The sequence below is a fragment of the Sporosarcina sp. P17b genome (assembly GCF_002743115.1).
In the GTDB taxonomy this organism is placed as follows: Bacteria; Bacillota; Bacilli; order Bacillales_A; family Planococcaceae; genus Sporosarcina; species Sporosarcina ureae_C.
This window is the reverse complement of record NZ_PDYP01000002.1, coordinates 298349-324296: the sequence shown is the minus strand read 5'-3', so window position 1 is coordinate 324296 and position 25948 is coordinate 298349. Positions and strand designations below refer to the sequence as shown.

Annotated in this window: 25 protein-coding genes and 1 riboswitch; of the genes, 16 read left to right on the top strand and 9 right to left on the bottom strand. The window is 39.5% G+C overall.

Annotation, left to right across the window (positions count from 1 at the left end):
• Positions 1-216 precede the first annotated feature (216 nt).
• On the top strand, positions 217-2406 hold the full coding sequence (locus CSV76_RS03535; protein WP_099624755.1) for a malate synthase G: 2190 nt from the start codon (positions 217-219) through the stop codon (positions 2404-2406).
• Between the two features lie 137 nt (positions 2407-2543).
• Positions 2544-3083, top strand: a complete 540-nt coding sequence (locus CSV76_RS03530) for a hydrolase (RefSeq protein ID WP_085426698.1) — start codon at positions 2544-2546, stop codon at positions 3081-3083.
• 48 nt (positions 3084-3131) lie between these two features.
• Here CSV76_RS03530 and CSV76_RS03525 read toward each other — a convergent pair whose 3' ends face one another.
• Positions 3132-3689 carry an SLOG family protein gene (locus tag CSV76_RS03525; RefSeq protein ID WP_085426697.1) on the bottom strand — a complete coding sequence of 186 codons (558 nt, stop codon included), beginning with the start codon at positions 3687-3689 and terminating at the stop codon, positions 3132-3134.
• A complete protein-coding gene (locus CSV76_RS03520) occupies positions 3686-4843 on the bottom strand; it encodes an acyl-CoA dehydrogenase family protein (protein WP_099624754.1) in 1158 nt (385 codons plus the stop codon). The genes CSV76_RS03525 and CSV76_RS03520 overlap by 4 nt, the downstream gene beginning before the upstream one ends.
• A 491-nt stretch (positions 4844-5334) precedes the next feature.
• On the opposite strand from CSV76_RS03520, the gene CSV76_RS03515 reads away from it, so the two are divergent.
• Positions 5335-7023, top strand: a complete 1689-nt coding sequence (locus CSV76_RS03515; RefSeq protein WP_158232734.1) for a methyl-accepting chemotaxis protein — start codon at positions 5335-5337, stop codon at positions 7021-7023.
• Between the two features lie 33 nt (positions 7024-7056).
• Here CSV76_RS03515 and thpR read toward each other — a convergent pair whose 3' ends face one another.
• Entirely contained in the window at positions 7057-7605 is a 549-nt protein-coding gene (gene thpR, locus CSV76_RS03510) for an RNA 2',3'-cyclic phosphodiesterase (RefSeq protein WP_158232733.1), read from the bottom strand.
• A gap of 176 nt (positions 7606-7781) precedes the next feature.
• Between thpR and CSV76_RS03505 the strand changes: the two genes are divergently transcribed.
• Both CSV76_RS03505 and CSV76_RS03500 read left to right on the top strand, forming a co-directional pair.
• Complete coding sequence (locus CSV76_RS03505) at positions 7782-8576, top strand: HAD family hydrolase (RefSeq protein ID WP_099624753.1); 795 nt, start codon at positions 7782-7784, stop codon at positions 8574-8576.
• Between the two features lie 67 nt (positions 8577-8643).
• Complete coding sequence (locus CSV76_RS03500) at positions 8644-9090, top strand: small multi-drug export protein (RefSeq protein WP_099624752.1); 447 nt, start codon at positions 8644-8646, stop codon at positions 9088-9090.
• 42 nt (positions 9091-9132) lie between these two features.
• Here the strand turns inward: CSV76_RS03500 and serA are convergent, their stop codons facing one another.
• A complete protein-coding gene (gene serA, locus CSV76_RS03495) occupies positions 9133-10719 on the bottom strand; it encodes a phosphoglycerate dehydrogenase (RefSeq protein WP_085426691.1) in 1587 nt (528 codons plus the stop codon).
• A 616-nt stretch (positions 10720-11335) separates the two neighbouring features.
• Here serA and CSV76_RS03490 point away from each other — a divergent pair.
• On the top strand, positions 11336-11650 hold the full coding sequence (locus CSV76_RS03490; RefSeq protein ID WP_085426690.1) for a thioredoxin family protein: 315 nt from the start codon (positions 11336-11338) through the stop codon (positions 11648-11650).
• Positions 11651-11768: 118 nt separating this feature from the next.
• On the opposite strand, the gene CSV76_RS03485 is transcribed toward CSV76_RS03490, so the two are convergent.
• Positions 11769-12041, bottom strand: coding sequence for an AbrB/MazE/SpoVT family DNA-binding domain-containing protein (locus CSV76_RS03485; RefSeq protein WP_085426689.1), 273 nt, complete (start codon positions 12039-12041; stop codon positions 11769-11771).
• A gap of 150 nt (positions 12042-12191) precedes the next feature.
• Positions 12192-12298: riboswitch (SAM riboswitch) on the top strand.
• Positions 12299-12390: 92 nt separating this feature from the next.
• Here CSV76_RS03485 and metA point away from each other — a divergent pair.
• On the top strand, positions 12391-13299 hold the full coding sequence (gene metA, locus CSV76_RS03480) for a homoserine O-acetyltransferase MetA (protein WP_099624751.1): 909 nt from the start codon (positions 12391-12393) through the stop codon (positions 13297-13299).
• 66 nt (positions 13300-13365) lie between these two features.
• Positions 13366-14070: a YetF domain-containing protein gene (locus CSV76_RS03475; protein WP_369823282.1), complete on the top strand. Its 705-nt coding sequence runs from the start codon at positions 13366-13368 to the stop codon at positions 14068-14070.
• 46 nt (positions 14071-14116) lie between these two features.
• Here CSV76_RS03475 and CSV76_RS03470 read toward each other — a convergent pair whose 3' ends face one another.
• Both CSV76_RS03470 and CSV76_RS03465 read right to left on the bottom strand, forming a co-directional pair.
• The gene (locus CSV76_RS03470) at positions 14117-14776 is read right to left on the bottom strand and encodes an HAD family hydrolase (RefSeq protein WP_099624750.1); all 660 of its coding nucleotides are present in this window, start codon (positions 14774-14776) and stop codon (positions 14117-14119) included.
• A gap of 104 nt (positions 14777-14880) precedes the next feature.
• Positions 14881-15516 carry a spore coat protein gene (locus CSV76_RS03465; RefSeq protein WP_369823281.1) on the bottom strand — a complete coding sequence of 212 codons (636 nt, stop codon included), beginning with the start codon at positions 15514-15516 and terminating at the stop codon, positions 14881-14883.
• Positions 15517-15663: 147 nt separating this feature from the next.
• Between CSV76_RS03465 and CSV76_RS03460 the strand changes: the two genes are divergently transcribed.
• Positions 15664-16947: a LysM peptidoglycan-binding domain-containing protein gene (locus CSV76_RS03460; protein WP_099624748.1), complete on the top strand. Its 1284-nt coding sequence runs from the start codon at positions 15664-15666 to the stop codon at positions 16945-16947.
• Between the two features lie 239 nt (positions 16948-17186).
• Here the strand turns inward: CSV76_RS03460 and CSV76_RS17510 are convergent, their stop codons facing one another.
• Positions 17187-17330, bottom strand: a complete 144-nt coding sequence (locus CSV76_RS17510; protein ID WP_198166217.1) for a hypothetical protein — start codon at positions 17328-17330, stop codon at positions 17187-17189.
• A 378-nt stretch (positions 17331-17708) separates the two neighbouring features.
• Between CSV76_RS17510 and gdhA the strand changes: the two genes are divergently transcribed.
• The 3 genes from gdhA to CSV76_RS03445 all read left to right on the top strand — a co-directional run bounded on the left by gdhA (position 17709) and on the right by CSV76_RS03445 (position 21120).
• Positions 17709-19091, top strand: coding sequence for an NADP-specific glutamate dehydrogenase (gdhA, locus tag CSV76_RS03455; RefSeq protein ID WP_099624747.1), 1383 nt, complete (start codon positions 17709-17711; stop codon positions 19089-19091).
• A 142-nt stretch (positions 19092-19233) separates the two neighbouring features.
• Positions 19234-20445, top strand: a complete 1212-nt coding sequence (locus CSV76_RS03450; protein WP_099624746.1) for an argininosuccinate synthase — start codon at positions 19234-19236, stop codon at positions 20443-20445.
• 99 nt (positions 20446-20544) lie between these two features.
• Positions 20545-21120, top strand: a complete 576-nt coding sequence (locus CSV76_RS03445) for a YdcF family protein (protein ID WP_233204391.1) — start codon at positions 20545-20547, stop codon at positions 21118-21120.
• 62 nt (positions 21121-21182) lie between these two features.
• Here the strand turns inward: CSV76_RS03445 and CSV76_RS03440 are convergent, their stop codons facing one another.
• A complete protein-coding gene (locus CSV76_RS03440) occupies positions 21183-21977 on the bottom strand; it encodes a histidinol-phosphatase HisJ family protein (protein ID WP_099624745.1) in 795 nt (264 codons plus the stop codon).
• A gap of 115 nt (positions 21978-22092) precedes the next feature.
• Here CSV76_RS03440 and hisZ point away from each other — a divergent pair, with 115 nt between their 5' ends.
• Genes hisZ through hisB form a run of 4 tightly spaced genes read left to right on the top strand, consistent with a single transcriptional unit; the run spans position 22093 to position 25848 of the window.
• Positions 22093-23364 carry an ATP phosphoribosyltransferase regulatory subunit gene (gene hisZ / locus CSV76_RS03435; RefSeq protein ID WP_099624744.1) on the top strand — a complete coding sequence of 424 codons (1272 nt, stop codon included), beginning with the start codon at positions 22093-22095 and terminating at the stop codon, positions 23362-23364.
• A complete protein-coding gene (hisG, locus tag CSV76_RS03430; RefSeq protein ID WP_099624743.1) occupies positions 23352-23987 on the top strand; it encodes an ATP phosphoribosyltransferase in 636 nt (211 codons plus the stop codon). The genes hisZ and hisG overlap by 13 nt, the downstream gene beginning before the upstream one ends.
• Positions 23984-25264: a histidinol dehydrogenase gene (gene hisD / locus CSV76_RS03425; protein ID WP_099624742.1), complete on the top strand. Its 1281-nt coding sequence runs from the start codon at positions 23984-23986 to the stop codon at positions 25262-25264. The genes hisG and hisD overlap by 4 nt, the downstream gene beginning before the upstream one ends.
• Entirely contained in the window at positions 25264-25848 is a 585-nt protein-coding gene (hisB, locus tag CSV76_RS03420; protein ID WP_099624741.1) for an imidazoleglycerol-phosphate dehydratase HisB, read from the top strand. Before hisD ends, hisB begins: the two co-directional genes overlap by 1 nt.
• Positions 25849-25948 lie beyond the last annotated feature (100 nt).

The window sequence follows — 25948 nt, the reverse complement described above, 5'->3', positions numbered from 1 at the left end:
ATGTGAAAATTTTCACAATTCAGTTGAAAGTTAACTAGACTTTAGGTATGATATGTACTAACACGTCTTCAAATGAAGAAAATAATCATCTTTTATGTGCTGTTTTGTAATTAGCAGGCTATGGGGTATTGCTGAATAATCGATGATAAATAGTGTTCATCGCTACATGTTATACAACAGAGTAGCGCAAAAAATATTAAGGGGTGGCTTTTTTCCATGATAAATTATGAAAAAGTAGGTAAACTGCAAGTCGCAACAGAACTGTATAACTTCGTAAACGAAGATGTTCTACCGGGCTTAGAAATCCAAAAAGATCAATTTTGGGCAAACTTTGATTCGCTCATTCATGAACTTGCTCCTGAAAACAAAGCGCTATTAGAAAAACGTGATGAATTGCAAAAGACTATTAGCGAATGGCACCAAAATAATAAAGGCGAAATTGATTTCGCTAAATATAAAGAGTTTTTACAAGAGATTGGCTATTTAGAGCCAGTTCCTGAAGACTTTAAAGTGACAACAGCTAACGTTGACAATGAAGTCGCAAACCAAGCAGGCTCACAATTGGTAGTTCCAATTGATAACGCCCGGTATGCATTAAATGCAGCGAATGCTAGGTGGGGAAGTCTATACGATGCACTTTACGGATCGGATGTAATTAGTGATGATGCGGGTGCTGAAGCTGGCGTTCAATACAATCCGATTCGTGGACAAAAGGTTATTGATTTTGCGAAAAAATTATTAGACCAAGCAGCACCTTTAGCTGAGGGTTCTCATGCAGAGGTAACGGCTTATAAAATTGTAGAAGGTAAACTTCAAGTGACGCTTGAAAGCGGTAACACGGTTCTATTGCAAGATGAGTCCAAGTTTGTTGGATATAATGGCAAAGAAGACGCGCCGACTGCTGTATTGTTAGTGAATAATGGATTGCATATCGAAATCGTAATCGACAAGAATAATCCAATCGGGAAAAGTGATAAAGCGGGTGTGAAAGATCTAGTACTTGAAGCGGCACTTTCTACATTGATGGATTGTGAAGACTCGATTGCTGCAGTGGATGCCGAAGATAAAGTTGGCGTATACCGTAACTGGCTTGGTCTAATGAAGGGTGACTTGGAATCTACATTCAAGCGTGGTAGTAAAACAGTTACAAGAAAACTAAATGCCGATCGTACGTATACTGGTGGTGATGGCAAGCAGTTGACACTGCGTGGTCGTTCATTGATGTTCGTACGTAACGTAGGTCACTTAATGACTAACAATGCGATCCTCGACGAAAATGGCAATGAAGTACCTGAAGGCATCTTGGACGGTGTTCTTACGTCTTTGATTGCTACGCATAACTTTAAAGAAAACGCAGAGTTTAAAAACTCGCTTCACAATTCTATTTACATCGTAAAACCGAAAATGCATAGTCCGGCTGAGGCGGCATTTGCAAACAAACTATTTGATCGTATTGAAGATCTACTAGGTGTTGAGCGCAATACGATTAAAATTGGGGTTATGGATGAAGAGCGCAGAATGTCATTGAATCTGAAATCTGCAATTAATGAAGTGAAAGAGCGTATTGCATTTATCAATACTGGATTCCTTGACCGTACAGGTGACGAAATTCATACATCTATGGAAGCAGGTCCAGTCATTCGTAAAGCGGATATGAAGACATCTAAATGGCTATCTTCTTATGAATCTGCAAACGTTGCAGTCGGAATTGGAGCGGGTCTACCTGGACACGCGCAAATTGGTAAAGGAATGTGGGCTATGCCGGACTTAATGGCCGCAATGCTTGAACAGAAAATTGCTCATCCAAAAGCGGGAGCGAGCACTGCATGGGTTCCGTCACCAACAGCAGCCATTTTGCATGCATTGCATTACCATGAAGTAAATGTTAAAGAAGTGCAAGCTGGAATCGACAGTTCAATCGATTACCGCGATGGTATCCTTGATATTCCATTGGCACCTAATGCGGACTGGTCTATTGAAGAAGTACAATCGGAACTAGATAACAACGCACAAGGAATCCTAGGTTATGTAGTTCGCTGGATCGACCAAGGAGTAGGGTGTTCAACAGTTCCTGATATCAATGATGTCGGATTAATGGAAGACCGTGCAACATTACGTATTTCGAGTCAGCACATTGCAAACTGGTTACGTCATGGCGTTTGTACGAAAGAACAAGTAAAGGAAACTTTGGAGCGGATGGCAAAAGTAGTAGATCAGCAAAACTCGGATGATGAATTGTATCAACCGATGGCACCGAACTACGATGATTCCATCGCGTTCCAGGCGGCATCTGACCTGATCTTTAAAGGGGCAGAACAGCCGAGTGGATATACGGAGCCAATCTTGCATGCTCGACGTATTGAAGCTAAAGCAAAAGCAAAACAAAAAGCGACAGTACAAAACTAATAACCATTCCAAACCGACTCTCTTTCACTAACGAAAGAGAGTCGGTTTTTTACGTAACTAAACAGAGATGGATGTTTTCTAATAAATCTGTAAACATGCTATACTAGCAGGAATGTTGAAAAGGGGATGAATAAAACATGTTGCAAACAAATCAAACAGTTTTCGTACTAGTAGATGTTCAAGGAAAGCTCGCACAAATCGTCAATGAAAGTAAGGAATTGCATGATAACCTGGAAAAATTGATTAAAGGATTACAAGTACTCGATGTTCCCATTCTATGGCTAGAACAATACCCTGATGGTTTAGGGCCGACTACTGAATCGTTATCGAACTTGCTTGAAGGTCAGCGACCGATTGCCAAAATGACATTCAGCGCAATGGGCAATGAAGAATTTGTCAACCAACTGCGGAAGCTGGGAAGAAAGCAAGTATTAATTGCGGGAATAGAAACGCATATATGCGTCTATATGACAGCAGCTGATCTTGTGAAGCAGGGCTATGAAGTGGAAGTAGTAGTAGATGCTGTGACCTCCAGAACGGAAGCAAATAAAATGATTGGTTTGCAAAAGATGAAGCATCTAGGAGTGTCTGGAACTTCTGTAGAAACCGCTTTATATGAGTTACTTGGTGAGGCAGGGACAGATGAATTTAAGCAAGTTTTAAAAGTAATTAAGTAAATCCAAATAAGAAAAGCGGAATGCCTGTTTTCGGCATTTCGCTTTTTCTTATTCCCATTGTTCACGTTGTAAATCTTCCGCGATAAGTTGTAGATCATCAGCGGTTATAGATAATAACTCATAGTTGGTTGTCTCGGCTAGCTGTACCGCCATTTTTTTCAGGAACTTTGGTGAACCTTCGTTTTCTTCATCATATAGAAGTAACAAAGCATCTGAATTTCGAAGTAAAAACTTATTCTTCTCGACAAATTGCCAAGGTGCTTCATAAGGTTTATTCGTCAGACTTACAGAATAATCGGCTAGTGCTATGATCTGCTCGTATGTTTCTTGTTTAAGTTCATTCCATTTCGATTGCTGATCAAGAAATGGGGTAATAACCGCGTATTGTAATTGAGGATAGTCTTCCTGCAATTCCCACACACATTCAATAATCCACGTTTCAACACCGAGCTGTCCACTGACTATAACCCATTCAAGCCCTTGATCTAGAAGTGCCAATAATTGATCCGTCAATGCTTTTTTGATGATAGGTATACCTTGATGGTCTTCATTGAAAATTCCTAGTTCATGGGCTTTGTAACCGCTCACGAGTAGACGTTTAATCATTGTTGTCCACTTATTGCTGCTTGTGCAAGTTTTGTAATCGTCATATCATCCATCGGTGGATTGTGAAGACCAGCCCGTACATCGCGATAATGTCTCTGAAGAGGGTTCGATAATTCCAAACTCTTTGCACCAACAATACGCATTGCTAAATTAACAATTTCAATTGCACTGTTTGTCACAATCGATTTCGCTACTCCAAGCTCATTTTGTAAGTGAACCCGACGCGCAGAATCGTCGTAAATACCTGCTATATCGTAAAGTAAGTGGCGTGCCTTAATTAGCTCTAAATCCATCTTTCCGATTTGCGTTTGAATATTGAAAAGGGAAGCGATAGGTTCATTGAGGCTGTTTGGCTGATAAGTAGCCGCAAAGTGCACTGCATAATCACGAGCCGCCTGGGCAATTCCCATATAACATGCAGGAATATGTAAAAGCCAGCCATTCTGGTTATTAGCGCGTGGTGCTTCATTCACTTCTACTAACTGTTCGTTTGTTGCTTGGACATGATCTAGCACAAGCGTCTGGCTTTCTGTACCGCGCATTGAAATCATATGCCAAGTATCTTTAATGGAAAGACCAGCCGTTTCACTTGGCAACAAAAAGAAGCCTGTTTTCTGTTTTTCTTCAATCCAAACAGATACAAGGATATGAGTAAGGGCAGGCGCCATAGTTGTAAACGTCTTTTCTCCTGAAATCACCCAGCCATTTTCAGTGCGTACTGCGGTTGTTTGTGGACGGCCGCCACGAGTTGGACTACCAGTTTGTGCTTCTGTAACGGAGCGATTAACAAGCGCACCTTGTTGAATAGCTTCACTAAACTGTGCCAGTTGTTCTTCCGTCCATTTACGGCTCTCGTACAGCTCACCAACAACTCCTTGATGCCAGCCAATTGCGAGAGCGGTAGCACTATCGAAGCGAGCTATGGTCTCTTGGAAAAGAACCATGTCCGTCACTGTGCTACCCGCGCCTCCGAATTCTCTAGGTAGGGTAAGCGTCGTATAGCCCATTTCCACAAGTTTTTCTATATTCTCTTTTGGGAATTTTGAGAGCTGATCAGATCGTTCTGAAAAGCTACTGAAAAACGGACCTGCCTCAGTCAATTCATTGACCCATCGGCGTTGAAAGTCCGTTGTGATAAAAAGTTCTGTCGACACGAGTAACACGTCCTAACTACTTCAGTCTAATACTGCTTTTAATTTTGTGTTTTTTTGTAAATGTATGTAGAAATGATAGATTACCTTGAGTACTTCTCTCAAGAGTCATGAAATTCTAGTATACTAGAAAAACAAAATAATTACCATTCTGACGAAAGAAAAAAGTTCGTGTCGTATGATGGAGAAACGTTAGAGTATTTACGTTCCGTTTAGCGACATCTATTGCTGAAGAATTCTACGTTTTCCCATTTTTTGCTTCAGTATATTAATAGCATAAAGTCACGATATGTATGTTCGTTTATCAGTCTCAGAAAACTTAATGTCTAATAATGGTGAGGTATTATCAGATATAATTAAATAACATGTCAAAGGTTATGTTTTTAAGTATATTTTGGTAAAGTCTATACGAAAATAACTATATTGAGTTATAATTATAACTGGATATAAAGTTTGGATTTGTACTGACAATTTAATAGAGGAGAATGGAAAACATGAAGTTTACAGTGGGGAAAAAGCTGTGGTTTGGTTTTATGAGTGTGGTTATCATCATGATTATTATAGGAGTTATCGGATTCTTGTCGCTAAAAAGTGTTAATGAAAAGTATTCGTTTTTAATTAATGATCGGATGCATAAAGTGATTTTATTAGAGCAGCAGCAAAGTGATCAAAATAATTTAGCTAAGAATATAAGAGGATACATGTTATACGGTTCTGAATCTTACATAAAAGAATTGGAAGAAACTCAATTACGTATAGAAGAACGCTTAAATGAACTGGGGAGAATTATAACAAACAACTCTATGCAGGAAGCTTTATCATCTATTAAAGAAGCGAGTACTGAATACGATAAAGTACTTCTCTCTATTATAGAAGAGAAACGTGCGGGGAATGATGAACAAGCACTTGCAGTAGGAACAAACGGGGCTGGTTATCAAGAGACGATTTCGGATAATATCAATCTAATAACTGAATATCAAAGACAAATGCAACTAGACTTAGAAAAAGATGTAGCAAGCTATACAAAAAGTGCATCTTTATTGTCAGGATTCTTAATTATATTCGGTATCATTGGTAGTATAGTCATCACGATTGTGATCAGTCGTCTGATTAGCGTTCCTGTTGGGCGAATGACATTAGCGCTTACTGAAGTATCGGCTGGAAACTTTGCGATAGATGAAGTGAAGATAAAAAACAATGATGAAATCGGTGATATGTCTATTGCGCTGAATGTAATGGTTACTGATTTACGTGGGATCATCGATCGTGCGAAAAGTTCAGCTTTGCAATTAGCAGCACAGTCAGAAGAATTATCCGCTAGTGCTGAAGAAAGTTTGGCAGCGTCTGAAATGGTAGCGGAAATTTCAGAAAAGAATTTGCAAACAAGTGAGACGCAGGCAAACATTGTCAATCAATCTACTGTCTCAATGGGTGAAATGGTAACTGCAATTGATGTCATTACACAAGATAACGAAGAAATGCTGAATTCTTCTGAAGATGTGGCGCGATTGGTTAAGGAAGGTTCTGCACTTATGGGGGAAACAACCAATCAGATGACGAATATTAGTCAAAACATTGGGGACTCTATGACGACTATTAATAAAATGTCTAAGCACACCGAAAGTATTCGAGGTGTCACTTCGATGATCGCAGCGATTGCTGAACAAACTAATTTACTTGCACTAAACGCGGCGATTGAAGCTGCGCGTGCTGGAGAACATGGTAAAGGTTTTGCTGTGGTAGCCGAGGAAGTACGGAATTTGGCGGAGCAGTCCAAGCAATCTACTCAAGAAATTGGCCGAATGATTGATACAATCATTCACGATGTAGAAACGGTAGTAACGAGCACGGACGAAGGCAGAAAGCGTGTTGCCGAAGGCCTAATATCCACAGAAAAAACAAATTCTATCTTCATGGATATCGAGCATGCTACTTCAGACGTCAGTGAAAAGGTATCAACGGTATCTGCAGCAATTGAAGAAATTCGTGCGATGACCGATGAAGTGACAGAAGGAGCCAAACAAGTGGAAGAATTGGCTGTTCAAGCAGCTGCAGAAGCTCAGTCTACTAGTGCTGCAACAGAAGAACAGTTGGCTGCTAATGAGGAAATCACTTCGAGCTCACAATCGTTGGCTCAACTTGCAGAACAACTTCAACATGATATGTCACGGTTTAAAGTTTAATAAACAGAAAAGAGTTGATTGCAAATTATGCAATCAACTCTTTTTAAATGGAAAATAAGCAATTGTTTCATATGAGGGACTTTCATTCGGATGAATCTTGAATAAAGAAAAACCTTCTATTGTAATAGGCACAGGTTCAATCATCTTTTTTTCTAATTGCAGCTTATCCGTCGTTTTTCTTTTTTTAGCTATTGTGATATGCGGAACAAAGCGTATATCTTTTTCCAACTCCAGAATATTTTCAACCCGTCTGGCGATTTGTCTTTGTAATTCGCTTAATATACTCGAAGGCTGAACTGCAAGAAAAACGACACGTGGTCCACTTGCAGAACCGAAGAAAGACATGCCTTTTACGTACACTGTGAATCCTTTATTCGATTGAGCGATTTTCTGTAGACAAGATTTCAGCCATGGGAGTTTGGTTTCATCGAGCTCACCGATATAGCGCATAGTTAAATGTAGATCTTTTGCGTGTGGAATCACTTTGTATTTCTCTATCAATTGATATTCAGCACGAAATTGCTGGGCTATTTCTTCGACTGGATGAGCAGTAGAGATGCCTATAAAATAATGTTGTGCCAATTCCAGCTCACCTCCTATATAGTAGGTTCCCTTACTCTCATCAAAATATGCATATTTTGATGATATTCTTCGTATAGTCCATCGTCCTCTGTAACGTACTAACAAATTACTTGAGTAATGTGTATAATAAGAATGGGATATAACACAATCATTGCAATGGGAAAGGGGATGTCAAAATGATTAAAACACTGATTTTTGATCTAGATGATACACTGATTTGGGATGCCAAGAGTATTTCAATGGCATTTCAAAAAACATGTGAGTATGCGACAAAGAAAATAGGAGTCAATCCAGTTGAACTTGAGCATGCGGTACGTCAGGAAGCAAGAGATTTGTATGCTACATATGAAACATTTCCACATACTCAAAACATCGGAATTAATCCTTTTGAAGGACTTTGGGGTGTCTTTGACGATGAAGGGGAAGAATTTCAAAAAATGAAAGAGATTGTTCCAGGCTATCAAAAAGAAGCTTGGATCAGAGGATTAAAGAAATTAGGGGTTGATGATGAAGCATTCGGAAGAGAACTAGCAGAAGTGTTTCCGAAAGAGCGTAAAAATAGCCCTTATATATATGAAGAAACGTTCGAAGTGTTAGATAAGTTAAAGGAGGATTATCAGCTGGTCCTACTGACAAATGGATCACCAAGTCTACAGCAAATTAAATTAACGATATCGCCCGAGATACCTGGTTACTTTGATCATATAATTGTTTCTGGCGCATTCGGAAAAGGAAAGCCTGATGCTTCTATATTTAAATATGTTCTTGATTTATGCGGTATTCAAGCGGATGAAGCATTGATGATTGGTGATAATCTGATGACGGACATTTTAGGTTCAAGCCGTGTTAATATGAATAATGTGTGGATCAATCGTGAAAACAAGCCGCCGAATGATGAAGTGAAACCTACTTATGAGATAGACAATTTACATGGGCTATTTCCTATACTTGCAACACTTAAAAACCGATGAGATCATCTCATCGGTTTTGATTCTTTTCTACTCATAGCTACTGGTTTAAATAGCAAGGAGGTGCATCATGCTAGAATATCTTTTAGTGTTTTTAGGAGCGGCTGTACCGTGGATTGAAATCATGATTGTCATTCCTTTAGGTATTATTAGAGGGTTATCGCCTATGTGGGTAATGATACTTTCATTTGCTGGTAATATGGCAACTATTCTTCTTTTGATCATTGGATTCCAACCTATTAAAGAATGGATGGACCGCAGAAAGCAAAAGAAGGGCAAAGGTGAATCGAAACGCCAACAACGCGCAAAAAAAATTATGAATACATATGGATTACCTGTTTTAGCACTTGCAGGGCCTATATTAATTGGGACACATATCGCAGCCTTTATTGGTCTGGTATTCGGCGCGAAGAAATTGAATACGGCGATTTGGTCTGCAGTCAGTATTGCACTTTGGTGTTTAGTGTTTGGTATTCTGACCGCTATGGGATTCGACTTTTTTGTTAATCATACATAAAGAAATCCAGCTGATAAAATGATCAGCTGGATTTCTTTACTCTTATAGATCAATTGCTTTAGCATCATTGATATTTTGAACTTCTTTAATACGCTTGATCGAATCGGCTTCAACGTGGTGGTCAACAGCTAACATCATAATTGCATATCCACCTTCAGTAGAACGTCCAACCTGCATCGCTGCTATGTTGATGTTTTCATTTGCTAGAAGTGTACCTACACGACCAATTGCTCCTGGCTGATCCATGTGGCGGATGAATAATAAGTGACCGCTAGGAATCGCATCCACTACATAATCATCGACTTTTACAATACGTGCTCCTAGACCGTTCAGAAGTGTACCTGCTACTTTGCGGACACCTTTTTCTGTAACGATTTCTACTGTAATTAGGTTCGAGAAACCTTTACCTGTAGTTGTTTTTTGTTCATTTACTTTAATGCCGTAACGATCAGCTAATAGCTTCGCGTTTACGTCATTGACTGTTTCGCCAAGATTACGCTTCAAAATACCTTTAACCGTATTACGAGTTAATGCCCGTACATCGTAGTTTGCCAATTCTCCAGCATACTGAATGTTGATTTCATGGATAACCGAGTTTTGGATTTGTGATAAGAACATACCCAATTTCTCCGTAAGATCGAAGAATGGTTCGATTTTCGCCAACACATCACGGGAAACAGATGGCAAGTTCACTGGGTTACGAACAGATCCTATTGTTAGGAAATTCACTACATCGCGGCTTACGTCAACTGCGACTGATTCCTGTGCTTCGAATGTACTTGCTCCCAAGTGAGGAGTTGCGATCACTTCATCTAAAGTTAATAATTTGTGACCTACGAACGGCTCTTCCTCGAATACGTCCAATGCAGCGCCCGCTACTTTGCCAGCGACAATAGCGTCATATAGAGCATCTTCGTCAATGATTCCACCGCGTGCACAGTTGATGATTTGTACGCCGTCTTTCATTTTCGCAAAAGCATCCTTGTTGATCATTCTGCGCGTCTCTTTAAGTAGTGGGGTATGAACTGTAATGAAGTCTGCAACTTCGAGTACTTCATCTACTGTTCCGATTTCAATACCTAATTTCTTCGCAATATCTTCAGTTAGGAACGGATCATATGCTACTACATTCATACGCTGTCCTCTTGCACGTCTTGCTACTTCAGCACCGATACGGCCAAGTCCGATGATCCCTAAAGTTTTATTTTTCAATTCCACACCTAGGAATGATTTTCTATCCCATTTATTGTTTTTTAATGAGTTGAAAGCTTGAGGGATTTTACGTGCCATAGACATCATCATTGCAATTGTGTGCTCTGCAGCGGAGTTCGTGTTACCGTCTGGAGCGTTGACAACAATAATACCTTTTTCAGTTGCTGCGTCCAAATCGATATTATCGACACCTACACCTGCGCGACCGATGATTTTTAGTTGATCTGCTGATTCCAACAATTCTTTAGTAACTGTTGTCTGACTACGAACCAATAGTGCGTCAAAGCCTTTGATTCGCTCTTTCAACTGATCAGGTGTTAAATTTGTCTCCATTACAACTTCAAAACCTTCTGCTTGTCGCAGTGGGAAAATTCCATCCTCGCTAAGTGGGTCACTAATAAGTATTTTAAAAGCCATGGTATTCATTCTCTCCTTCAATTGTTTGTAGTGGATTTTTTAGTGTGAAAACTATGTGTGATTGACCGTATATGTATGTTGCGGGTTACCTCCTTTTAGCTAAAATAAAAAAGCCTTCCATCCCTTACGTATAAGTAAGGGGCGAAAAGCTCGATAAACTAACGCGGTACCACCCTTGTTTTGCTGCAAAAGCAGCCTTCATTCAGCATGTGTAACGTACATGTGACGGATCAGCCTACTAAAGAATTTCAGCCAATCAATTCGGAAGTGCCTCCAACCTTGGAATATGCTGATTTTCACCACTGCATCAGCTCTCTGGAAAATTCGTTAAAGGAAGGTATCTCTTCGTCGAAATTGTTAATCAACTATTAATTTAGATTTATCATAACACGTCAAAAACTATTGTCAATTGCTTTCCTGCAAAAAACAGAAAACTACCAAATGCGAACGTAAATAATGAATTATTTGTGAACGTTCGTGTTTTGGGCGTTAATCATAAAGATATATCATAATTTCGATTTAGTAAATGGAAATGGCATAAGTCGTCTGAAGAGAAGATGTACTAGTAAGCGTGCTATAGTGATCTTATACTATTCGTAAAAAGGAGTGTTTGGAATTGAAAAATTTAGAATCTCTAGAGCAGTTTGAGCAACTTAAACAACAAGAACGAGTCATTTTCTTATTCACTGCAGATTGGTGTCCGGATTGTAGAGTGATTGAACCATTCTTACCGACATTGGAAACGGAATTTGAGGAATATGAATTTGTTTCTGTTGATCGTGACGATTTCATTGATCTATGCAGTCAGTTAGATATATTCGGTATTCCGAGCTTCATAGCGTTCAGCGAAGGTACAGAAACAGGCCGGTTCGTTAGTAAAAACCGTAAAACTAAAGAAGAGATCGAAGAGTTTATTAATAGCCTGGCATAATTTACTGTTTTCACAGTTGAGATTATGGATATAACTAAACAAAGGACTGAAGACAACTATAAAAGTTGTTTTCAGTCCTTTTCTATTGAGCCACATGCTCCATTAGTTGTTATGTGCTTTATTTTGTGAAATCTTTCAATTGCTCCATAAGGATTTTTGCGCCCTGTGGACTAATGAATAGACCGTTTGACAATTGTTTATTTTCTTCCATCACTTCACCCGTGATGAAACATGCTCTGTTGACTTGATATTTTCTCAAAATAATCCTATCATCCTCTGCGAAAATTTCGATAGGATCACCCTTATCAATCGACAAAGAATTTCGAAGTTCTTTTGGAATCACAATCCTACCGAGATGATCTACTTTACGAACAATACCTAAAGACTTCATAAGCTCCTCCTCGAAGAAATGTAGTTGGTAATTTCTATTATACACAAAAATATGCTATCTACAATTTACAAAACTTGAATGCGCAGAACAATTTGATAATTCTGCTATACAATTAAATTATTAATGCTATAATAGTCAGTAATTAAATATTTCTTATCAAGAGAAGCTGAGGGAATTGGCCTGATGAAGCTTCAGCAACCTCTGTGCAAACAGGAAGGTGCTACCTCCAACAAGATTGTTGTCTTGAGAGATAAGAACGGTGAACGGTCAACCCTCATTTTCTTATCCAAGAGAAATGAGGGCTTTTTGTATAGAAATAGTAATAATAGATCTTCAAGGGGGAAATAGCATGCCGATTAACATACCAAAACATCTACCAGCAGGGGAATTACTGAAAGAAGAGAAAATCTTTGTTATGGATGAAGAACGTGCGACCGCACAGGATATCCGTCCGATTAACATATTGATTTTAAACTTGATGCCTGAAAAAGAGAAGACAGAATTACAATTGCTTCGATTGCTTGGTAATACACCATTACAAGTAAATGTTACATTTCTTAATACGGCTACCTACGTTTCAAAAAACGTCAGTCAGAATCATCTAGAAACCTTCTATACTACGTTTGAACATGTCAAAAACCGTCGTTTTGACGGTATGATCATTACAGGTGCCCCAATCGAACTTCTACAATTTGAAGATGTAGTGTATTGGAAAGAGTTAGAGGAAATCATGGAGTGGACAAAAACGAATGTAACGTCTGTACTTCATATTTGTTGGGGTGCACAAGCGGCACTTTATCATCATTATGGAATTGACAAGTTCGAGTTGACGAAGAAATGTTTTGGAGTATTTTCACATGATATTACCGATCCGACAGTGAACTTGGCACGAGGATTCAATGATGTATTTGTAGCACCACACTCACGTCATACAGGGGTGCCATTAGAAGAAATACAGAGTCATCCCGAATTGACATTACTTTCTGCTTCTGAAGAGGCAGGTGCATTCATTGTAATCTCGAATGATGCAAAGCATATTATGGTCACGGGACATTTAGAGTACGATGCACATACATTAGGGGATGAATACACGCGTGATATAGAAAAAGGAGCGGATATTGATGTTCCAGAAAACTATTATCCGAATGATGATCCGACAAATGAGCCTTTAAATACTTGGCGCTCTCATACCCATTTATTATTCTCCAATTGGCTCAATTACTATGTCTACCAAAAAACTCCTTACAACTGGAGTTAAAACAATTGTTGTATAAATTCCTATAGTTTGCACATACTCCGACTACTGGAGGTGTATGCAGTGAACATAGATGAATTTTGGGATTTGGCTTTTTGGGAAATGACTTTACGAACGGTGATTTCATTTATTGTGCTGTTGATTTTAGCGCGTTTCATGGGGAAGAAACAAGTGTCTCAATTGACGTTCTTTCATTATGTGACAGGCATAACGATCGGTTCGATTGCAGCCAATTTAGCAGGAGAGTCTGAAACACCATTCTTAAATGGTTTATATGGAATGGTTTTATGGGCGGTATTAACAATTCTTGCTAACTTTTTATCATTCAAATCCATCAAGCTTCGCGTATTACTCGATGATAAACCGATGATTGTCATACAGAATGGAAAAATTCTAGAAGGTTCCATGCGTAAATTACGGTTAAGTTTCAATGATCTAAATATGATGCTACGCGAGCAGTCGGTATTTTCGGTAAAGGATGTCAATTACGCGATATTTGAAACGAATGGTAACTTGAGCGTCATGCTGAATACCGGTGAGAAGTATGCGACAAAAAAAGATGTCAAGGCCCCATCACCACCGCCAAAGTATATTCCGACTGAGATTATTACTAACGGGAAAGTAGAAGAGAAAAATATGCGAGAACTTCAATTGACCGATACTTGGCTAACCGAACAATTAAAAAAACAGGGGATTTCCAAGCCTGAGCATGTGCTTTATGCGGAAATTCAGACAGATGGCAGTTTATATATTAATACATTAAAATCAACTTAACGTGAAAAGTCCTGAAATAATCAGGGCTCTTCGCGTTTGTTTTATTTTATAGTATTTCCCAGTTTCTTTGTTTGGCTATGGCCGTAAGTTTTTCATCTGGACGAACTGCTACAGGATGTCCGACTTGTTCTAAGACTGGAAGATCTGAAATGCTGTCACCATAAGCAAAGCTATTATCCCAATTCACAGTTACCCCTTGTAGAACATGTTCGATTTGTTCATTTTTTCGTGTGCCTTGAATATGTAGAAAAGGCCGATCCATCGCTAGTTGATCTCCATTTGAAGGGATGTCTGTGCCAATAATCTGATCGAATGTCAGATGACTTGTAACAGCTTTCAAAAAAGGCGTATAAGCACCAGAGACGAGCAAGACGTGGTATCCATCTTTTTTATGTTCGACGAGCCGTTTAACGACTTGTTCATTGAAGTCAGGCAACATTACGTTATGCATGCCATTAAAATACTCGTGTAGTTCTGTCATCGACAATGAATCCAAAGCTTGGAGATAAAGGCGCATGGAACGTTCTTTCATTACGGATTCAGGTAGGATTTTGAGTTTATAGCGAATATATAACGGTAATATTGAGCGATAGAATTTTCCGTAATACTGCTTGTATTTAGGATGCTTCTTTAATTGCTCCATAAGTAGTTTAAAGGTTTCTTTCGTGTACAATGTACCGTCAAAATCAAAGATCGCAACTTTCATGTAGACACTCCTTCATTTGTATTCTTCTATATAGTATACAAATATAACGAGCATAAAAGCAAAAAAGCAGATGGGCAAGAACACCATCTGCTTGTATCCATGACTTATTGAACGTTTTTTGGTAATGCAGGTTGACCTTGTGTAGGCGCAAAAGAATTAAGCAACATATTCATATCCTGATCATTTAATTGTGGTACTTGGTAATATTGGTGTTTATTTTGATAAATGGATAATTCGTATGCCATTTCTATACAATTGGGCACAGAATCTGCAAGTACACGGCGGACCACTGGATTGCATACTTCTAATGAAGCAGCTGTTTTGCCTGTAGCGCCTTCTTTTGTAGCGCCTAGCAAAAAACCAGAGATGATTTCATCAGTGATTTCACCTGTAGATTGAATCGGTTTAGATGGTGCTTTTTCTTTCATACCGTAAATGAAATCGCTGCCTGCTTTCATTTGATAGCTTTGTGTAGGATGTGAAGGGTCTTTGCCAGTCTTAAAACTTTCCACAAGGATATTGTATTCATCCAGCGTGAATCGGTATTGTCGATCAAGAATATCGAGAAGTTCTGGATCTTGGACATGTGGACGTAAAATCATCGCTTGGTTCAATGCTCCGAGAGTCGCGCTTAACACCTCTTTGACATCAAATAACTCGTGTCCGCCGTGATTCATTGATGGGGGGACTGCTCCGCCTTGCATGTGTTGAGATGTTTCGAATTGATTTGTCAAATATATTTCCTCCTTCATTCATCTAATACATCAAGAATAGTATGTGATGTGTTCGAAAACTTATGTATAGGAAAATGCTGTAAAGCTTTATGCATAGTTCGTAACGCGCGAACATAACATAAGGATAGAACTCAAGAAGGGTAGTGGGAATGCATGCAGATTCATGTGGTTTCGCAAGGTGAGAGTTTATATGAAATCGGTAAAATATATGGTGTTCCGTACGAACAAATAGCAAGTGCAAATGAATTGGAAAGTGATACGCGACTGGCAGTGGGACAAGCGCTTGTTATACCAATTATAGGATCGTATTATTGGGTACGACCTGGAGATAGTTTATATACAATTGCACAGAGATATGGTCTTTCGGTCGCTCGCTTGGCGAGAATTAATGCAATTAATCCTGCCGCAAGGCTAATGGTTGGACAGCGTCTCTACATACCACAAGAAGTGAAAACACCGATTGATTCTTTGTTATATGTAGAAACGCGTAATCCAGTCAGTCAGGCTATGTTAGCCGAAGTTCGTGAACGTGTGGATGGTTTGACGTATCTTGCTATGTTCAGTTATGAAGTGCAACGCGATGGTTCCCTCAAAATGCCTGCTATAGCAGATATTCCAACGACCGCCAAAAATGCAGGCGTTCTAAATATGCTGGTGCTGACCAACTTAGAAAACTATACATTCAGTGCAGAGCTAGGGCATGTAATTTTCACCGATAAAGAAGCCCAAAATCGAATGATTCAAAGTGCCATTTCAATAGCGAATGAAGTTGGTTATAAAGATATTCATTTCGACTTTGAGTTATTATTCCCTGAAGATCGAGAATTATATAATGAATTATTACGCAATGCTACCAAGCAAATTCATGATGCCGGTCTAACGATTTCCACCGCACTTGCACCAAAGGCTGGTGAAGTAACAACTGGAATTTATGGTGCTCATGATTATAAAGTTCATGGTGAGATTGTAGATTTCGTAGTGTTAATGACGTATGAGTGGGGATATACTTATAGTGCACCGCAAGCTGTTAGCCCAATTGGTCCTGTCACGAAAGTAGTAGAATATGCCGTTAGTCAAATTCCGAAAGAAAAAGTATTTCTAGGCCAAAATCTGTATGGCTATGACTGGATGGCTCCGTTTGGTCAACCAGATAGCAAAGCAGCAACGGCACTGAGTCCGAGAATGGCGACTAATCTAGCGATCGAACAAAATGTTGCAATTGAATACGACGCACTGGCTCAGGCGCCACATTATACGTATTACGATGAACAAGGAATCGAACATGAAGTGTGGTTTGAAGATGCACGAAGCATCAATGCGAAGTTTGATTTGCTTAAAAAGTTTAAGTTACGGGGCATTATGTACTGGAAACTTGGCCTTGCATTCCCGCAGAATTGGCTGTTGTTAGAAGATCGATTTACTATTAGAAAGCGATAAAGTTATAGCGTTCGGAAGGGCTCGCGGGAAAATAACTAGTCACTTCGTTCCTATTAGTTGTTTCACCTGCCGAGCTTATCTTCCTTGAGCCGCCTTCTACTTACGAATAACTAGTTTCGTTATTTTGATTTATAGAGTGGATGTTGAAATCTTAATGTAGTAACTGAACTTGAATTTCAATTTCAATTTCAATAAATAAAAGCCTTCCTAGTATAGGAAAGGCTCTGTCATATGAGAGCTTATTCGTTATTTAACATTTTCATAGCGCTTTGGAACATATCCATATCCGGATTTACGAGTAAAGCAGGTAGGAAAGCAAAAGTCATGATTAGGAGTAGATTTGCTCCTAGAATTGATCGAAATGTACCTAATGTCTTTGTCATGGCGCTTCGCCTCTTTCTTTTCGTATTGTTCTCACTAGTATGTGTATGCGCTTACATTTATGATCTCACATAGTTTGTTTGAATAGATTAATAATACTCCATATTCAGTCAAATGTAAATAATAAAGTTTGATATAATACATAAAATTGACACAAAAGTTAAGAGAAAACAGAGATTTTCCAAAAAAATCTTGTAACTTGCTATCTTTTCAGTGATAATATTGGAATACAAAGAAATATTTTGAACAATTAAAATTCAATTTATTCAGTAGAGTTGGATCTTTTTTAGACCACTATTTTGATTTATAACTAGTGAATAAGTGAGCGACTGGTCAGTCGACAATTTTTAATTAACAACTAAGGAAAGGGATGGTCGCAAATGACAAAGGTCGATGAAGTAGAATACAACAATCGTAAACGAGCAAATGATTACGTTCATAATGTATATGAGTTGGTGAAAAAGAGGAATCCAGATGAAAAGGAATTCCTACAAGCGACAAGAGAAATCTTTGATTCCCTTCGTCCGGTCTTTGCTAAGCATCCCGAGTTTATGGAAAATGGAATTCTAGAGCGCATTACAGAGCCGGAGCGAATTATTTCATTCCGGGTCGCTTGGGAAGATGACAAAGGCAGGGTACAGGTAAATAGAGGTTACCGTGTTCAGTTTAATAGTGATCTTGGCCCTTACAAAGGTGGACTCCGTTTCCACCCATCTGTTAATAATAGTATTATGAAATTCCTTGCGTTCGAGCAAATCTTCAAAAATGCTTTAACAGGGCAGCCGATTGGTGCGGGTAAAGGTGGATCTGATTTTGATCCTAAAGGTAAGTCTGATCGTGAAGTCATGCGTTTCACACAAAGCTTCATGACAGAGCTCAGCAGACATATTGGACCAGATATTGACGTACCAGCAGGGGATATCGGTGTTGGTAAACGTGAAATCGGTTATCTTTTTGGTCAATATAATCGCATTAAAGGTGGATATGAAGCAGGTATCCTAACAGGGAAAAACCCTGACCATGGTGGTAGCCTTGGTCGTAAAGAAGCAACGGGTTACGGTACAGTATACTTTGTAGATGAAATGCTGAAGGAAAACAATCTTTCGTTAGAAGGCCGGACAGTCGTAGTGTCAGGGTCAGGTAACGTATCCACATATGCGATGGAAAAAGCTATGCAACTTGGAGCGAAAGTTGTAGCATGTAGTGACTCTGATGGTTATATTTACGACAAGAATGGTATTGATCTAGACTTAGTCAAAGAACTTAAAGAATACGGCAATAAACGAATTTGGGAATATACGAAAGAACATCTTGATGCAGAGTATCATGCAGACTGTTCAGAAATTTGGTCTATTCCATGTGATATTGCACTTCCATGTGCCACACAAAATGAAATCGATGAGATTGCAGCTCATATGCTGATCGCAAATGGCGTTAAAGCAGTTGGTGAAGGCGCGAATATGCCTTGTACAATTGAGGCGATTATTATTTTCCAAGAGCACAATGTATTATTCGCACCAGCAAAAGCTGCCAATGCGGGTGGTGTAGCTGTTTCCGCTATGGAGATGTCCCAGAACAGCCAACGTCTATCTTGGTCAGAAGAACAAGTGGATATGCATTTGAAAGAAGTTATGCAAAATATCTATAAAGACTGTAGTACGGCAGCAGTGGATTACGGTAAACCGGGCAATCTTGTAATGGGCGCTAACGTAGCAGGCTTCCTACGAGTAGCAGATGCAATGGTCGCGCACGGAATTCGATAAATGATATAAAACAGACACATTTTTTTACATAATGTGTCTGTTTTTTTATGCTTTTCTATTGTGTTTTAAATGAAATATGTTATTATAAAAATACATTAAGTTGAATAAACATACATGCACTTGCATGAAGGGGGATTTACCCATGGAAAAGAAGAAAGTCGTTTTAGCCTATTCAGGCGGTTTAGACACATCAGTTGCGATTCAATGGTTAACAGATCAAGGATATAGCGTAATAGCGGTTTGCTTAGATGTTGGCGAAGGTAAAGATCTCGACTTCATTAAGGAAAAAGCTCTTACAGTTGGCGCGATTAGTAGCTATGTTATTGATGCACGTGAAGAATTCGCACAGGATTTCGTCCTTCTTTCATTGCAAGCTCAAACATATTATGAAAATAAATATCCTTTGATCTCTGCCTTATCCCGTCCGCTTATTTCCAAGAAGTTGGTGGAAATTGCACATCAGGAACAAGCAACTGCTGTAGCTCATGGATGTACAGGAAAAGGAAATGACCAAGTACGATTTGAAGTCGCTATCAAGTCACTAGATCCTTCACTTGAAGTTGTAGCGCCAGTTCGTTCATGGAGCTGGTCACGTGAAGAAGAGATTCATTATGCACAAGAACATAATATTCCAATTCCCATAGACTTAGATAATCCGTACTCAGTGGACCAAAACTTATGGGGGCGTGCCAATGAATGCGGAATTCTAGAAGATCCTTGGGCAACACCACCAGAAGATGCTTTTGGTTTGACGGTATCCATTGAAAACGCACCTGATACAGCTGATATCATCGAAATCGGCTTTGAGCAAGGTGTTCCTGTTACGATCGATGGAGAAAAATATTTGTTAAGTGATCTGATCACGAAGTTGAATGAAGTGGCTGGCAAACATGGTGTCGGTCGTATCGATCACGTAGAAAATCGGTTGGTCGGTATCAAGTCTCGTGAAGTCTATGAAGCACCAGGGGCTATTACTTTATTAAAAGCGCATAAAGAATTAGAAGATTTAACACTTGTAAAAGAATTAGCGCATTTTAAACCTATTATTTCACAAAAACTTGGTGAATTAATTTACAACGGTCTTTGGTTCTCTCCTTTACGTGAGTCGCTTGAAGCGTTCATTAAGGACACACAACAATATGTTAACGGTACAGTCCGTGTGAAGCTCTTTAAAGGTCATGCCATAGTAGAAGGTCGTAAGTCTCCGAATTCCTTATATGATGAGAAACTAGCAACGTATACATCTGATGATGAATTTGATCAAGCGGCGGCAGTAGGATTCATTAAACTTTGGGGACTACCTACAGAAGTGCACAGTATGGTCAATAAAAAGCAAATCGTTAAAACACCCTAAGTTGTATGTGAAGAGCAGCGAGGCCCAAAGCTTCGTTGCTCTTTTTGGAACTACTTTTCATTTAATGCCGTCTTATGAATATAGAAGAGGGGCGACTGAATGAAGAAGTTTTGGGGTATGACAATAGTGGCGGTATTGATCATTTCGGGACTGGGGATGTTTTGGATGTTACCAGGGGAGCGAATAAAACAAGCGCAGCAAATGAAAGCGGATGGATCCTATGACTATGTAATAATTCTGGGTGCCAAAGTGAACGGAGAAATTCCTTCACTATCCTTACGCTATCGATTAGAAAGTGCTGTAGACTATGCAATTCAATATCCACATGTAAAGCTTGTGCTTTCAGGCGGACAAGGAAAAGATGAGAGGATTAGCGAAGCTGAAGCGATGTATCATTATCTAAAAGAGCATGGGATTGCGGAAGATCGTCTCGTTATTGAGGATCAATCCACTTCTACATATGAAAATCTACAATTCAGCCAGAAGATCATTCCGGAAGTGTCCGGTGTCACTATTATTAGCAGTGATTATCACTTGGCTAGGGCAAGGTTTCTGGCAAAACAGCTTGGATGGAAGTCTGATATTGTGGCGGCAAAGACACCTGAATCCGTAAAAGCGAAAGTATTGATTCGTGAACGTTTAGCATTATTGAAAACTTGGGTTTTCAGGAAGTAAATCTTGCTTGAAATAAAAAAGTGAAGAAAACCTGTTGAAGTTTCGTCACTTTTCTATTTGACTCATAATGATGAAATTTTATGGAATTCAGGCTTGCCTTCTGTGAAGGTTGCTAAATAGTTAAAGCCGATCGACTGATATAACTCTAGGGATTCTTTGAATTCATGTGCAATATCTTTTGTTTTGTGCGCGTCAGAACCTAAAGTAATAATTTCGCCGCCGCATTGCTTATATAAACGTAAAATATCTTCACTCGGCATATTATGCGATAGTCCGTAACGAGTTCCGGAAGTATTCAGTTCAATCCCTTTGCCTTCTGGTATAATGGTATTGAAGATCTTTTCTAAATAGTCATGAAATAGATTGGCTGGCGGCTGATCAGTATAACGTTTGATCAGATCTGCATGCCCTAGCACACTGTAGCGCTTATAATGCTGAACGCAATATAGTAATTCCTTATAATACGTCTCAAAGGCTGCCTCTGTTGAACGGTCTTCAAATAACTCACGATAATGTAGGGACTTATTTTCGACTGTATGCAGTGAACAAATCACAAAGTCAAATTCATGCTCGTCCATTAATTCTTCATAGAGGTGTAGTAAATCCGGTTGCAATCCTATTTCTACACCTTTTTTTATCGTTAGCTGTCCATCGAATTGTTCATTCAACTGAATAATTTTTTGTGCATATTCTAGTTTATCAAAATCGAAATGAATCGTTTCATCAGGGTATTCATAATCGATGTGATCAGTAAAGCAGATTTCAGTAAGCCCTTTGGCAATAGATGCTTTTGCCATTTCTTCCATAGGTATTTCACAATCAGCTGAAAATGCGCTGTGCATATGATAATCAAACATAGTCTCAAGTCTCCTTTTCTATAGTACATATTGTAGCAGATGAATGATGCTACTAACAGTTGACAATACTCTACACACCTATTATAGTAATAATTAACTTTAGCGTGGTAAAGCAGTGAAGCGCATCATTACTTGGAAGGCGGTTGAAGATATTTTGTATTCTGAAATTCTTGGAAACGAACATGAAAAGCATGAAAAGATCATCAACACATTAGGAAAAAGATTTACTACTTATGGCTATAAACGCATTAAAACATCCGCGTTTGAACAATATGATTTGTATTCTAATGTACGTACCTCAATCAATCAAAATGAAATGATCAAAGTGATTGATTATACGGGCGAAGTACTTGTATTACGGCCTGATGTCACGATTCCATTGACTCAGCAACTCGTCCAATTGCATGATAACTTGCCGGAAGAAATGCGTTATTATTACGTCCAAGAAGTCTTCAGACAGACTTTCCAGGAAAGCGAGCGCATCGGTAAGACACAAGCCGGAGTCGAATTCTATTGCAAAAGTTCACCCGCTTCAGATGCAGAAACGATTATGCTGGCTTGTCACGCATTACGTGATGTTGGCTTCTCAGATGTGAAAATCGAGATCGGTTATGCAGGGTTTTTCAATGAATTGATCGCGGACTCCGACATTACAGTAGAACAAACAGCTGAACTCAAAACGTTGATTCAAGCGAAAAACGTTGTGGAGATAGGCCCTTTCTTGCAAAGGTTATCGATTGATTCATCTATTAAAGAGGTACTCGAGCAATTACCTTTATTATACGGCGCGCCCGAAGTAGTGTTTGAAAGACTACAAAACTTACAGGTTAGTGAATCTGCACAGAGAGCAATCGATTATCTTCAACAAACATGCAATATCGTTGAACTATACGGCTTAAAAAAACATATCGTGATCGATCTAGGCCTAATCAATCATATGGGGTATTACTCAGGGATCATTTTCCAGGGTTATGTAGAGAACTTTGGAAAGCCGGTACTGATGGGTGGTCGCTATGATGCATTAAGTGAAGAATTTGGCGTGAAATTGCCTGCAATTGGTTTTGCATGTGAAATCGAATCATTAGTGAAAGCTTCATCTAACAAAGGCCAGAAAGAACGATATAGCATCGATGTGACAGTACTGTATGAAGAGAGTCGTATCAAATACGCAATTGATATTACAAACGAGTTGAGAGAACGTGATTATCGTGTCATTTCAAAGCCTATGGGCGAAGCGGAATATATGACAGACAGTCTTTATACTATTCAATTAACAGAACAACAAAATAAACTAGTAGATCAACAAGAAGCAAAAGAGTTCATCGACTTCAAGCAGTTGCTTGATTTTATCGCTAGCAAGAAAGGAGTACCTGAATGGATTATTTAACAGTAGCAATGGCAAAAGGACGGACAGCGGAACGCGCAATGAAGTTCCTCGAGAAATCGGATGTACATTTCTCTGAATTCACTGATGAGAGCCGAAAGCTTGTCATTTATGATGATAAACAAAAGATTAAACTAATATTTGTCAAAGCAGTAGATGTCCCTGTATACGTTGAGAAAGGCGCGGCGGATGTAGGGATAGTTGGTAAAGACGTCATGATGGAAGACCCCCGTGATGTCTATGAATTACTGGACTTGGGAATCGGACGTTGTAAGCTAGCAGTAGCGGGATATCCCAATACGCCTGTTGAAAATGTACCTTTCTTGACGGTTGCTTCAAAATATCCATTAGTTGCGAAAGAATATTTTGATAAAAAAGGAATCCGTACAGAAATGATCAAGTTGAATGGATCAATAGAACTTGCACCCTTAATCGGCATGTCAGATGTCATTGTCGATATTGTTGAGACAGGTACAACATTAAAAGAAAATGGTCTAGTCGTGTTGCAGGAGATGGCTGATGTCAGTGCTCGTTTGATTGTGAATAAGGCGAGTTATGCAACGAAAACTGAAGATATACAACAATTTATCAAAGATATGAAGGAAGGCTTGGAGGTGCGTTCATGAAGATTATTCGTGGAGCTGAATTCACTGAGGAACTGCTAAAACGCGATGATTCTAGTCAACCTGATTTGGAATTTGACCGTAATGTCCTAAAAATTATCGATAAAGTTCGTTCCGAAGGTGATACAGCCGTTCTAGATTTCACTGAACGTTTTGATGGAGTAAAGCTAGAAAGCTTATTGGTCACAGAAGCAGAAATCCATGAAGCGGAACAAGCCGTTACAGAGGATTTCTATCGTGCACTGCGCTCGGCAAAAAAGCGAATTACGACATATCACGAAGCACAAAAAGAACAATCTTGGTTCTTAAATCCAAACGAAGGAATCATGCTCGGTCAGAAAGTTACTCCGATAGACAGCGTGGGACTTTACGTTCCAGGGGGAAAAGCGGCTTACCCATCAACCGTTTTAATGAATGCACTACCAGCAAAGATTGCAGGAGTAGGGCAGATTACCATGGTGACACCGCCACAACGTGATGGCAAAATCAATCCACACGTATTGGTCGCAGCGAAAGAAGCGGACGTTCATCGTATCTATAAAGTAGGTGGTGCACAAGCGATAGCTGCGTTAGCGTACGGTACAGAGACGATTGAAAAGGTTGTTAAAATTACTGGACCTGGTAATGCATATGTTGCTCGTGCGAAAAAATGGGTGTTCGGTGATGTAGCCATTGATATGATTGCAGGACCAAGTGAAATTTGTGTCGTGGCCGATACGAATACGAATCCAGTTTATGCGGCAGCAGATTTACTATCTCAAGCAGAACACGATGAGCGGGCAGCAGCAGTTTGCATCACTACTTGCCAATCGTTTGCGGACAAGCTCTCAAAAGAAGTGGACCGTCAGCTTGCCGATCTTGTTCGTAAGGAAATTGCGTCACAGTCTATTGAGAAATTCGGACGCATCATTGTTGTCGATTCATTGCAAGAAGCATTTGATATCGTTAACCGATTGGCACCTGAACACTTGGAACTCATGATTGACAATCCAATGGAACACTTGGCTGCTATACGAAACGCAGGCGCCATTTTCCTAGGACAGCACTCACCTGAAGCGTTAGGGGATTATATGGCAGGACCTAATCACACATTGCCAACAAGCGGAACCGCAGCGTTCTCTTCTCCGTTAGGTGTGTATGATTTCATGAAAAAGTCGAGTATTATCTATTATTCTGAGAATGCTTTGGCAGAAGTGGCAGATGACATCATAGTATTGGCAAATGCCGAACAATTAACAGGACACGCCAATTCGATCAAAGTACGAAAGGCAGGATTCTAATGCGAAAACAACAACTCACACGTAAGACAGGCGAAACATCAATTGAAATGGAATTTTCACTAGACGGCACAGGAGAGACGAATATCAATACCGGCGTCGGATTCTTTGACCACATGCTGACGGCATTCGCAAAACACGGGCGCTTCGATCTATCCGTGACATGCGACGGCGACATTGAAGTAGACCAACACCATTCAGTAGAAGACGTAGGTATCGTACTCGGACAATTATTCAACCAATGCATCGGTACAAAAGAAGGAATAGAACGCTTCGGCCTTGTATCCACACCAATGGACGAAGCTCTATCCACTGCATCGATCGATATAAGCGGTCGCTCATTCCTCGTCTTTAACGTAGAAGGAATGAAAGACAAAGTAGGCGAATTCGACACAGAACTAGTCGAAGAATTCTTCCTAGCATTCACAAACAACGCTAAAATCACATTACACATTAACTTGGACTACGGAAAAAATACACATCACATCATCGAATCCGTATTCAAAAGCTTCGGCCGCGCCCTACGCGACGCCAGCGCAATTAACCCAGAAATAAAAGGTGTTCCTTCTACTAAAGGGTCATTGTAATTAATGTGTTTATCGGTTTAGAGTATAAACTTTCTTTGTTTTTAGAGCATTCTAGTTGATCGGAACGGAGGGTGGCGACTCCCGCGGGAATAGCATGAGT